10 protein-coding genes are annotated in these 12629 nt (G+C 29.0%); all 10 read right to left on the bottom strand.

The features are described 5' to 3' along the window. Nucleotides 1–5: 5 nt before the first annotated feature. The 10 genes from HCG70_RS01300 to HCG70_RS01255 all read right to left on the bottom strand — a co-directional run bounded on the left by HCG70_RS01300 (nucleotide 6) and on the right by HCG70_RS01255 (nucleotide 12569). Nucleotides 6–692 carry a Crp/Fnr family transcriptional regulator gene (locus HCG70_RS01300; RefSeq protein ID WP_207743350.1) on the bottom strand — a complete coding sequence of 229 codons (687 nt, stop codon included), beginning with the start codon at nucleotides 690–692 and terminating at the stop codon, nucleotides 6–8. A 353-nt stretch (nucleotides 693–1045) separates the two neighbouring features. Further along, nucleotides 1046–3694: a bifunctional acetaldehyde-CoA/alcohol dehydrogenase gene (adhE, locus tag HCG70_RS01295; protein ID WP_042395293.1), complete on the bottom strand. Its 2649-nt coding sequence runs from the start codon at nucleotides 3692–3694 to the stop codon at nucleotides 1046–1048. A gap of 481 nt (nucleotides 3695–4175) precedes the next feature. Next, nucleotides 4176–4979, bottom strand: a complete 804-nt coding sequence (locus HCG70_RS01290; protein WP_154820595.1) for an ABC transporter ATP-binding protein — start codon at nucleotides 4977–4979, stop codon at nucleotides 4176–4178. Beyond that, nucleotides 4945–5865, bottom strand: coding sequence for an ABC transporter permease (locus HCG70_RS01285; protein ID WP_042395287.1), 921 nt, complete (start codon nucleotides 5863–5865; stop codon nucleotides 4945–4947). The genes HCG70_RS01290 and HCG70_RS01285 overlap by 35 nt, the downstream gene beginning before the upstream one ends. Next, nucleotides 5865–6905 (bottom strand): ABC transporter substrate-binding protein, encoded by a 1041-nt coding sequence (locus tag HCG70_RS01280; protein WP_042395282.1) that lies wholly within the window; start codon nucleotides 6903–6905, stop codon nucleotides 5865–5867. The genes HCG70_RS01285 and HCG70_RS01280 overlap by 1 nt, the downstream gene beginning before the upstream one ends. Before the next feature lie 304 nt (nucleotides 6906–7209). Next, complete coding sequence (locus HCG70_RS01275) at nucleotides 7210–7644, bottom strand: HutP family protein (RefSeq protein ID WP_242833226.1); 435 nt, start codon at nucleotides 7642–7644, stop codon at nucleotides 7210–7212. Between the two features lie 225 nt (nucleotides 7645–7869). After that, nucleotides 7870–8328 carry a MarR family winged helix-turn-helix transcriptional regulator gene (locus HCG70_RS01270; RefSeq protein ID WP_042395280.1) on the bottom strand — a complete coding sequence of 153 codons (459 nt, stop codon included), beginning with the start codon at nucleotides 8326–8328 and terminating at the stop codon, nucleotides 7870–7872. A 164-nt stretch (nucleotides 8329–8492) separates the two neighbouring features. Beyond that, complete coding sequence (locus HCG70_RS01265; protein WP_042395276.1) at nucleotides 8493–9617, bottom strand: Rho termination factor N-terminal domain-containing protein; 1125 nt, start codon at nucleotides 9615–9617, stop codon at nucleotides 8493–8495. Between the two features lie 230 nt (nucleotides 9618–9847). Next, nucleotides 9848–11434 (bottom strand): amidohydrolase, encoded by a 1587-nt coding sequence (locus HCG70_RS01260; RefSeq protein ID WP_221697392.1) that lies wholly within the window; start codon nucleotides 11432–11434, stop codon nucleotides 9848–9850. Nucleotides 11435–11603: 169 nt separating this feature from the next. Continuing rightward, on the bottom strand, nucleotides 11604–12569 hold the full coding sequence (locus HCG70_RS01255) for a tRNA-dihydrouridine synthase (RefSeq protein ID WP_042395270.1): 966 nt from the start codon (nucleotides 12567–12569) through the stop codon (nucleotides 11604–11606). Nucleotides 12570–12629 lie beyond the last annotated feature (60 nt).

Raw genomic sequence — 12629 nt, 5'->3', positions numbered from 1 at the left:
TTTTCTTAATTATCTTTGAAGAATCTAACTAATTTTTCTCTATCAGGAACTATAATTCTTTTATTTTTATTTATGATTAAACCTTCATTATTTAAAATTTTTAAAGCTCTTGAAATTGTTTCCCTTGGGGCCCCAAACATATCAGCTAAATATGTAATCGTTATGTTTAAATCAATCAATGTACCCTCTTCTATTTCTATTCCATAATCTCTCGATAATTTCCATAACTTTGCTGCAACTCTCTTTTCAACCTTTATAGGAATTGAATTTTTTCCTTGTCTATATAATCTTCTTACTTTCATTGCTAATGAATTAATTATTATTTTAGAAAGTTCAAAATCCTCTTTCATAATATCTAAAAATTTTATTCTATCAAAACATAAGATTTCTGCTTTTTCAAAAGCTTCACAATTAATAGAAGCTGGTAAATCATCAATTATTACTTCATTAATTACTGTATCTTTACCTAAAATAAAAATAACTTTTTTTTGTGCTGATTCACTTTGTTTATATAATGCAACCTTGCCACTTTTAACTATATAAATACTCTTTATTATTTCCTTATCTCTAAAAAGATGCTCCCCTTTTTTTAATTGCCTTACAAAACAAATTTCATTTAACTTATGTATTGTATTATTATTTATATGAGAGAATAATGAAATTTCATTTAATTTTAAACTATTCTTACTCAAACTTTTATCTCCTCGTATTATTATTGTGAATATTATATCACAACTTTTATAAAAAGCATTTTTAAATTCAATAGAATATTTCTATATATAAATATATATTTATATTAATTTTAATATAAACACTCCTATTATCATATAAATTATGTAATTATATGAATCTTTTAACTTTAAAATTACCATATATAGTATTATAAATTTTATCGCTCAAATTTCTAAGTTAAATCAAATATGTAAATTCTTTTTAGGATAATATTATTTTTTACACTTATTTCATAAATTATTTTAAGATATCTTTTTCTGATTATCTAAAAAAAAGCCCTAGCTTCCGCTAGGACCTTATATATTATTATTGATTATTTAGCTTTCTTTTCTTTTTTAGTTGGAGCTGCTTCAGCTTTAGCTTCATCTTTAGCATTTTCTCCATAGTAGCTAGTGATATACATTTCTTTTAATTCAGACATTAATGGATATCTTGGGTTAGCTCCTGTACATTGGTCATCAAATGCTTGCTCAACCATTTCATCTAATGTTTCGAAGAATTTAACTTCACTTACACCAGCATCTTTAATTGTCTTAGGCATATTTACTTTGTTTTGTAACTCGTCTATAGCCTTTAATAATAATTCAACTTTTTCAGCTTCAGTGTTTCCACCTAATCCTAAGTGATCTGCTATCTTAGCATATCTCCATGCTGCATTTGGATATTTGTATTGAGCAAATGCTGCTTGCTTAGTTGGAGCATCAGTAGCATTGAACTTAATAACTTCTTTCATAACTAAAGAGTTAGCCATACCGTGTGGTAAGTGGTGGAATGCACCTAGCTTATGAGCCATTGAGTGGTTAATTCCTAAGAATGCATTACTGAATGCCATACCTGCCATACAAGATGCATGAGCCATTTTTTCTCTTGCTTTAATGTTAGTTGTACCTTCATTATAAGCATCTGGTAAATACTTGAATACTAATCTGATTGCTTCTAAAGCTAATCCGTTAGTGTATTCAGAAGCCATTATTGAAACATAAGCTTCAATTGAGTGAACTAATACGTCGATACCAGCACAAGCTGTTAATCCCTTAGGAGAAGTCATCATTAACTCAGCGTCAACGATAGCCATATCTGGAGTTAGTTCGTAGTCAGCTAATGGATACTTAATTCCAGTTTCTTCGTCAGTGATAACTGCGAATGGAGTAACTTCTGATCCAGTACCAGCTGAAGTTGCTATTGAAACCATCATAGCTTTTTGACCCATAGTTGGGAATCTGTATATTCTCTTTCTTATATCCATGAATGTCATAGCTAAATCGTGGAAGTTAACTTCTGGATGTTCGTACATAACCCACATAATCTTAGCAGCATCCATAGCTGATCCACCACCAAGTGAAATTATAACGTCTGGTTGGAAGCTAGTCATTTCAGCAGCACCAGCTCTAGCACATCTTAATGTTGGATCTGGTTCAACATCTGAGAATATTTTGTATTGGATTCCTTGTGATTCTAAAACTTCTGTAACTTTGTTAGTGTATCCCATTTCGAATAATACTTTATCTGTTACGATGAATGCTTTCTTTTTACCCATGTCACCTAATTCAGCTAAAGCTACTGGTAAACAACCGTATTTGAAGTAAGTTTTTTCTGGAACTCTAAACCAAAGCATATTTTCTCTCCTTTCAGCAATGCTCTTAACGTTAATTAAGTGCTTAGGACCAACGTTTTCTGAAACTGAGTTTCCTCCCCATGATCCACAACCTAATGTTAATGATGGTGCTAATTTGAAGTTAAATAAGTCTCCGATAGCCCCTTGAGCTGCTGGCATGTTTATTAATGTTCTTGCAGTTTTCATTCTTTCACCGAATGTTAATACTCTATCTCTATTCTTAACTTGATCAGTATATAAAACTGAAGTATGACCCATACCACCTAATTCTATTAATCTATCAGCTTTATCTAAAGCTTCTTCAAATGATTTAGCTTTGTACATAGCTAATACTGGAGATAATTTTTCGTGTGAGAATGGTTCTTCTAATTCAACTGAAGTAACTTCACCAACTAAAACTTTAGCTGTTTCTGGAACGTTAACTCCTGCCATCTTAGCTATCTTATAAGCAGATTGACCAACCATGTCAGCATTTAATCCACCTTTTTCATTTAAGATGATATTTCTAACTTTATCTATTTCTTCACCTTTAAGGATATAAGCTCCTCTTTCAGCTAATTCTCTCTTAACTTCATCATAAACTTGTTCTAAAACAACGATTGATTGTTCTGATGCACAGATAACACCGTTATCAAATGTCTTAGAAAGTAATATTGAGTTTACAGCCATTTTAATGTGAGCTGTTTCATCAATGATTGCTGGAGTATTACCTGCTCCAACCCCTAAAGCTGGTCTTCCTGATGAGTAAGCAGCCTTAACCATTGCTGGACCACCTGTAGCTAGGATTATATCTGATTCTCTCATAACATTTTGTGATAATTCAACTGATGGTTGATCTATCCATCCGATTATTCCTTCTGGAGCTCCTGCTTTAACTGCAGCTTCTAAAACTATTCTAGCAGCTTCAATTGTTGCATTCTTAGCTCTTGGGTGTGGAGAGATTATTATAGCATTTCTAGTCTTTAAAGCTATTAAACACTTGAATATTGCTGTTGATGTTGGATTTGTTGTAGGAACGATAGCAGCTATAACACCAATTGGTTCTGCTACTTTAGTAATTCCACTTGTCTTATCTTCTTCTAAAACTCCACAAGTTTTCATATCCTTATATTGGTTATATATATATTCAGCAGCAAAGTTGTTCTTTACAACTTTATCTTCAACTATTCCCATTCCAGTTTCTTCTACAGCTAATTTAGCTAACTTAATTCTGTTGTGGTTAGCTGCTAAAGCTGCTTGTCTGAAAATTTCGTCTACTTGTTCTTGAGTGTAAGTAGCGAATTTCTTTTGTGCTTCTCTTAATTGTTTAATTCTTGCTGTTAATTCTTGAGCGTTTGTAACTTTCATGTATTACATCCTCCTAAATAATCAATATTTATAATAATTTTAAATTGATATCTTATCTTTTGGGCTTTGTTAAGTTTTTGTTTTGATTGTTAATTCTTTAACTTGTCCACACCCTTATTGTACTCGTTTGTTTATTTTTTGTCAAACTTTTTTTATATATTTTTTTTATTTTATTTTCACTGTATAATTAGCACTACTACAAACCCCTTATTTTTCAACAATGATAACATTTTCAACTATCCAGTAATTTTTTTGACATTTTTCACTCTGTTTTTATAAATATTTTTTTAATATTACTTTAGCAATATTTTTTTGTACTTCCAACATAATCCTTAAGTTTCGTTATATTAATAACAAAGTCTTTATTTAATTGATTTACTTTTTTAATATTTGTATTTGCTAATTGTTTTATTCTATTTATACATATACAAAAAAGGGACTATATACCTTAAATAAGTATATAGTCCCTTCAAATATATTTTTATGCTAAAGAAGTTAATAAACTTCTATCACTTAATTCTTCTATAGCATTAGCTTTACCGAACATCTCCATAAGCTTTTCAGTTGTTAAGTTTTTCTTTTCTTTTCCACTAACATCTACAATCACTTTACCAGCATGCATCATTAGTAATCTGTTACCACACTCTAAAGCATGCTTCATATTATGAGTAACCATCAATGTAGTAATTTCCTTTTCTTTAACTACATTTTTAGTAATCTCCATTATTTTTGCTGATGTCTTTGGATCTAATGCAGCTGTATGCTCATCTAATAATAGTAATTTAGGTTCAGACATAACTGCCATCATTAATGTTAAAGCCTGTCTTTGACCTCCTGATAATAGTGTAACTTTGTTATAAAGCTTATTCTCTAATCCTAAATCAAGCTTAGTTAATAACTCCTTATAATACTCTATTCTCTTTTTATTTATCCCAAAAGAAAGTCCATATTTTTTTCCTTTATTATCAGCTAAAGCTAAATTTTCTAGTATAGTCATATTTGGTGATACTCCAAAGGAAGGATTTTGATAAACCCTACCTATATATTTTGCTCTTTTAAATTCTTCCTTATAAGAAACATCTTTACCATCTAATACTATTAATCCAGAATCAATATTAATATTACCACTTATTAAATTTAACAATGTTGATTTTCCTGCTCCATTTGAACCAATAATAGTAATAAAGTCACCCTTATTTATATCAATACTAAAATTATCAAAAATTTTATTCTCATTTACGGTGTTAGGATTAAATACTTTGCATAACCCTTGAATCTTTAGCATCACCATCACCACCTTTATTACTCATTGATTTTACATCTCTATTTTTACGCTTAAATTTGAATACATTATTATTTGCCGCTAATGCTACAGCAACTAACACTGCTGTTAATATTTTTAAATCATTTGGATTTAGTTTCATCCATAAAGCAATTGCAATTACTAATTTATATATGATTGCTCCAAATATAGATAAGGTTGTAGCTTTTATAAATGATATCTTTCCAAAAATGGATACACCTATTATTACGGCTGCTAATCCCATTACAACAATTCCTGTTCCCATAGTTACATCTGCAAATCCTTGATGTTGAGCTGTTAATGCTCCTGCTAAAGCTACTAATCCATTGCTAATAGCAAGTCCTAAAACCTTAACTAAGTTTTTATTAACCCCTAATGAAGATACTACTTGTTCATTATCTCCTACTGCTGTCAATAAAAATCCAGCTTTTGTCTTCAAGAATAAATCTAAAATAATTTTAACTACAACAACTATAGCCAATATAATAAAAATTGAATTTACGGCTGTGCTTTTAAAAATATAATTTGTATTAAATAAAGGTATATTTGATTTTCCCATTATTCTTAAATTTACTGAATAAAGTCCCATCATAACAAGTATTCCAGACATTAAATTGCTTATTTTAAGCTTAACATGTAAAAATCCTGTTATAGAACCTGCAATTGCACCACCTATTGTAGCTATCAATATCGAAATCCATGGATTTACTCCATTAATCAAAAGAGCTGCCGATATTGAAGCTCCTAAAGGAAATGTACCATCTACTGAAAGGTCTGGGAAATCTAATATCTTATAAGTAATATAAACTCCCATTGCAACTAAGGCAAATAATAAACCTTGCTCTAATGCATTAATTACTACATCCACTAGTTAACCCCTCCAGTTACCTTTGTAGCCTTAGAATTAATATCATCTGGAACTGTAATATTTAATTTTTCAACCACATCAGTATTAATTGTTATACTCATATCACTTAAAGTAGATATTTCTATATCACTAGGAGCCTTACCATTTAAAATTTCGGCTGCTTTATATCCTGCTTCTTTTCCTAATTTAAAATAGTCTATACCAATTGAGCAAAGTCCACCTTTAGATACTCCCGCTTCTTCTCCACATAAAATAGGTATATTCTTATTTATACAAAGATTTCCTACTAAATCATATGCAGAAGCAACTGTATTATCAGTTGGTGCATATAATGCATCTATTGAACCTAATGCTGCACTTAAATTTTGATTTATTTCATTTACTGTAGTAACAGATATTTCTTTAATATCTATATTTCTTTTCTCAGCCTCTTTTTTTAACTCTTGTACTTGTGCTAAAGAATTAGCTTCTGATGAATTATAAATAACACCTAATGTTTTTATGTCTGGAACTAATTCTGTTAATAAATCTAATTGCTCTTCCATTGAAACCATATCTGATGTACCTGTGACATTAGTTCCTGAACTTTCCCAAGAATTTGCTACTCCAGCATCAATTGGATCAGTAACTGCTGTAAATACTATAGGTATATCCTTTGTTGCATTATATGATGCTTGCAAACTTGATGTTGCTATAGCAAATATCATATCTACTTTAGATGTAACAAATTGATCTGAAATAGTTTTTGCAATAGCCATATCCCCTTGCGCATTTTGGTAATCAATCTTTAAATTCTTTCCTTCTTCAAACCCTTTCTCTTTTAAGCCCTCTATGAACCCTTGTCTTGATGCGTCTAATGCATCATGTTGTACTAACTGATTAACTCCAATAGTATATGTCTTTCCATCACTTTCAACATTTTCACTTGATTCAGTTGTACTTCCTTCCTTTTCTTCCGTATTAGCGTTTGAACAAGACATTAATCCTGTCATCACTAAAAGGCCACTTAAAATTAGAGCTAACTTTTTCTTTCCTACCATCTTTCCATCCTCCTAAAACTTAAAATAACCTAACTTGTCCTACTTACCTACTTTCCCACCTCATATAATGATGAAATCCCATATGTATTTATTCTTATTCAATCATTATAGTAATTTTTTATACTTTTGTTACTAAAAGTTAAGTTATTTTATTAATTTGATATTTTTATATTATCATGTTTTGAATATAATGTAAATAATATTATTTAATTCCATTTGTTGTTTTTATTTCTATCCCTTATTGCTTCAATAAAAAAAACTGTATTAAAACTAATTTATTAGCTTTAATACAGTTCTTTATTTTTTATTCAGGTATAGCTCTATGACCAATTCCAATCACCACTTCATCTAAGTGCAACAGACCAACACTTAAAAATATACAAACACTTAAATGTTGTCCTCTTCTAGCTATACCAACCTTACCTCCAACATTTTGACCGCTAGCTCTTTCTTTTACTTGCATTAACGCATCTCTAGTTGCTCCAATTACTCCACCTTCATGTAAATGCTCTTCTCTTATTACTCCACTTCTTTTGGCTGCAACTATAGTTCTTTCTAAAATCTTTGTAGTTGATTCATTTATATTCCCACCAATGTTTACAGCAGTTACTAAAGTTCCTAATCTTTTATATTTTTCTTTTAACTTCTCTTCTTCTTCCCTAGTCGAAATTGCCATCTGTGTAGCAATCTTTGCAACTTCCATACTTGAACTAAAATTCATACCAATACCTTCTCCCATACTCCATACTCTTCAAATAAATAAATATAATACACTACTTGATATCATTAGTAGGCGTAAAATTACCTAACCAAATTAAAATTATGTCTAATTAATGAAACTCTGCCTTCTTTGGTCGGCTGAGTAAGTTCGCCTGACCAAATTAAAATTTGGAGGCTTTTGTGGAAACTCTGCCTTCTTTGGTCGGCTGAGTAAGTTCGCCTGACCAAATTAAAATTTGGAGGCTTACTTATGTAAATTATACTTTGTTTCAAAGAAATTAACCATTCTTTTTAGTGATGAAATAAGTACTACTTCTTCTTCTTGTGGAAGCTCTTCCATTATGCTCTTTATCATATCATCATGGAATTGTTTATGACTTTTAAAAGCTTCTTCTCCTTTACCTGTTAATTTTATTAAAACAACTCTTCTATCTTCTTCTATTCTTCTTCTTTCTACATACTCTTTTTTTATTAATCTATTTATTGCTGTTGTTAATGTTCCAACAGTAATCTCTAAATCTCTAGCAACTTCAGTCATTGTCATTTCCCTATCACATCCAATTGCTTCAATTATGTGCATTTCTGTAACCGATAAATCACTAAACTCTCCAGCCTTAAGAACAGATCCTTCAATCTTTAATATGTCATTAAATAAGTCTACTAACAGGCTATTTAATACATCTTCAGCTTCATTTCGTATCATTTGTTTCACTCTCCCAAAAAAAATTAAAAATATACTATTATTATAAAATAGATTATGCAAATTAAGCCAGTATTATTTGAAATTATTTATCAACTAATATATATAATTATATAGAAAAAGAGAATGCTTTTTAACAGCATTCCCCAAAATCCATTATATATTGTTTATCCACAACACTTTTTATATTTTTTCCCACTGCCACAAATACAAGGGTCATTTCTTCCAATCTTAACAACATTGACAACTCTTGATTGAAGTTTTGCTATTTCATCTTCAGTGTATCCCTTTAATGACCATCTTCTTATGCTCTTAGCAAATAACTCTAATTCATATATAAATATCTTTCTTTCCTCATCAGATTGAATTTCATATGCTTGAAGGAAAATATCTATAGCTTCTTCTTTTGCAACTTCATTCTTTATAGCAACTATAAATCCATCCATTTCCTCTCTTAAGATATTCTTATCTATTACAAATAACTCACCAAGAACTTTTTCTAATTTATTTCCTTGCTTATTTTCTTCAACAAAGTCAATTTTACCAGCTTTAATTAATGACTTTTTATCAAATTTATAATAATCATTTTTAGCATCTTTTTGAAGCTTCATTATATTATCTACATCTTCAACGTCTATATGACAAATCATATCTCCATCTATAACATAATCATATCCTAATTCTTCACCATTTGCTATTAATCCGTTTAAATATGAAACTTCAAAAGTTTTCCCAAAGATATTCTCTAAATTAGATTTTATTAAATCAAAACTACATACTCCATAATAGTAAACCATTCCTGCAATAGCCTTAGTTACTTCTTCATTTAATCTAACTTTTTCCTTAAGCTCTTTATTAATTTGCTTAGAAATAACTTCTTTTAATTCTTCTGGCATTACTACAAAGGCTTCTTCTTCCTTAATACCTGAAAAAGCTAATCCTCTATTTCTTAAGTAATTTATATAAATTAACTCATTACATTCATATTTTTTTAATCCGCTTACATTAAGTAATTCCTCTACGAATTTTAAAGTGCTTTCTTCCATTAATTCTAATGCAATACTAACCTTATTTAAAACAACCTCTTTAATTCTTTCAACAGCTTCTGCTTTTTTTAATGTTGTAATACCTCTTACTGAATATTTTTTAGCTATTTTAACTAATTCATCTTTAGTCATCTTTTCTAAAAATGAATTTAATGTGCAATCTTCATCTAGGCTTTTCCACATTTTTTCGGCATTCTTAAAGTCTGCCTTCGTTATTTCCTCTTGAAGTTTATTTTTATCTTCCATTAAATTAAGTCACCCCGTATTCTATTTTTGCAAAAAAATCACTTATTCTATTATATATTTTTTTTTGTTTTAGTCAAAATTATTTTTTACCAATACCAAACTTATGTACTATATTTTATTTTAAATATAAAAAGTAGCAAATTAATATTTAAAACTACCACGTAATTTTAAAGTTAATTTGCTACTAAATATAAATAAAGATATTTCTAAATTTATTTATGCTAAACACATTATTTATTTCTCTTATATATTGTAACTCCATCTTTTATGGTTTCTAATACTTTTATATCTTTTAAATCCTCAATAGGAATTTCTAATGGATTTTTATCTAAAATTACAAAATCAGCATTTTTACCAACTTTAATACTTCCTTTTTTATCTTCTTCAAAATATTGATATGCTGCATTTATAGTAACTGCCTTTAATGCTTCTATTACACTTATTCTTTCACTTTCTCCTAATAAAACTCCACTTTTTGTTTTTCTGTTAACTGCACAATGTATAGTTTCCATCATATTTGGTTCAATAACTGGTGAATCTTGATGGAATGTAAAAGTAATACCATTTTCTAAGGCAGAAGCAGTTGGACTGATTTTTGATGCTCTTTCAAATCCAAAATTATTAATGTGAACATCTCCCCAGTGATATACATGTGCCACAAAGAATGATGGTATGATACCTAACTTTTTAACATCTTCTAATTGCTCTATTCTAAGCAATTGTGCATGAATCATAACTGGTCTTAAACTTTTTACATCATATCCATCTTCTTGTACCTTTTTAATAGCATCTATAAATTGTTGAGCAGCTGCATCTCCATTACAATGCGCTAGTATTTGTACATTATTTTTTGTTGCTTCTTTTATAGCATTATAAACATCTTCATATTTCATTGTGCCATAACCATAATATGTATCTTCTCCTAAATAAGGTGTAAGCATCCATGCAGTACGTGCTTGTGGTGATCCATCTAAAAATATCTTATATCCGCCCAACTTAAAATTTTTGTTATATTTCATTATTGAATCTTTAAATTTAGAAAATAATTTTTCCGCTGAAGAAACTTCTGAATAACCAACTAAATCTACTTTCAACATATTATTATTTATTAAAGCCTCATATAATGGAATCATTTGAGAAACCATCATTCCCTCTTGAACTGTTGCTATTCCATGAGATAAATATTTTTCTTGTACTTGAATATATGCATTAAATAATTCATTTGCATCTGGCATTGCAGCTTCTTTCATATATTTCATAAATGCTGTTTCTTCCATATATCCAGTCAACTTATTATCCTTTTTACCTATTAATCCACCTTCAGGAGATACAGTATCTACAGTTACACCTAGTAACTCTAACGCCTTAGAATTAAACACTCCTGCATGCCCTGATTTATGTTGAATAAGAATTGGAACTTTAGTACTTACTTTATCTAACTCTTCACAAGTTGGATGAGCTTTTTCTACAAAATTATTATGGTCATATCCCTTACCTATAACCCATTTATTTTCTTGCAAATTATCACTTTTAACAAAATCACTTAACTTTTCTAATACATCATCTATTGAAACTGCTTCTTCTAATGGTACTTGTAAAAGAGCACTTGCTGCACCTGAAAAGTGACTATGCGGATCTAAAAATGCTGGTATTAATGTTTTACCCTCCAAATTTATCTTTTCAACTTCAGAATACTTTTTTATTATATCTTCATAATTTCCTATTTCATTTATTTTTCCATTTTCTATAAAAACTGATTCTACACTTTCATTTCCTTCAAGTGTGATTATCCTCCCATTATAAAATACCTTTTTCATACACTTATACCTCCTATTAAATAATAAGCAAGGGCACTAAAAGAAAACTCTTTTAGCACCCTTGCTCATATCAATAAAACAATTATAACCTTTTATATCAACTTTTACAATATTTAAACTTTTTATTTTATAAACATAAATTTATACTCATAATATTATATTAATATTTTTATTCTTCATTACTAAATAATCCAGCACCTTTTATAATCTCCTGCTCTGCAAATAGGCTATTAACAGCTACTTTATAATCTATTGCCTTTTGTGCTTTTTTTATTTTCTTATAATATTTTTTATTATTAGTAAATATATGAGACATATAACCCCATAGTTCTTTCATTCTATACATTGCATTTTTATCTTCTTTTAAAAGAATTGTATAATTTTCAAAAATCTCATCATGGAATTGCTTTAAAATTTCTTTAGTAATAAATTTATTTTCCTTAATTTCATCGATTAAACCAGGATTAGCTAATATTCCTCTTCCAATCATTATTTTATCTACCTGCGGAAATTCTTTTACTATTTTATTATAATTATCAACGGTAAAAATATCTCCATTATAACAAATTGAATGTTTACTTAACTTTAATGATTCTTTGAAAATTTCTAGGTTTGGTGTATTACCATAAAAATCTTCTCTTGTTCTAGGATGAATTATTAATTCTTCAAGAGGATACTTATTATAAATTTCTATTAACTTATAAAATTCATCTGCTCTTTCTTTTCCTAATCTAGTTTTTATTGATATTTTCATATCATTAATTTTATATATCTCATCTAAAAATCTATCTAATTCTTCTGGATAAGCTAAAAATCCTGACCCTCTTTTTTTAGAAACAACAGTCCCTGCAGGGCAACCTAAGTTTAAATTAATTTCTTCGTATCCTAATTGTTTAAGCTTATTAGCAGTTAATACAAATCCTTCTGCATTATTGGTTAATATTTGTGGAACTATATTTAAACCCTCATTATTTTCTGGTAGCATATCTCTTAACTCTTTAGTTTTAAGACTCAAGCTTTCATTAGGTACAATGAATGGTGTAAAGTATTTATCTATATTGTGAAAGTATTTTTCGTAAGCATTTCTATATATATGCCCTGTTATTCCTTCCATTGGTGCTAAATAATATTTCATGTAATTACTCCTCGTTTGTAAATATTCTAAAACACATTATATCAGCCAAAGCTTTTATAA

It is taken from the genome of Clostridium sp. K04 (assembly GCF_019734375.1).
In the GTDB taxonomy this organism is placed as follows: domain Bacteria; phylum Bacillota; class Clostridia; order Clostridiales; family Clostridiaceae; genus Clostridium; species Clostridium saudiense.
Note: the sequence above shows the minus strand (reverse complement) of the source record. Positions and strands in the feature narration are given on the sequence as shown.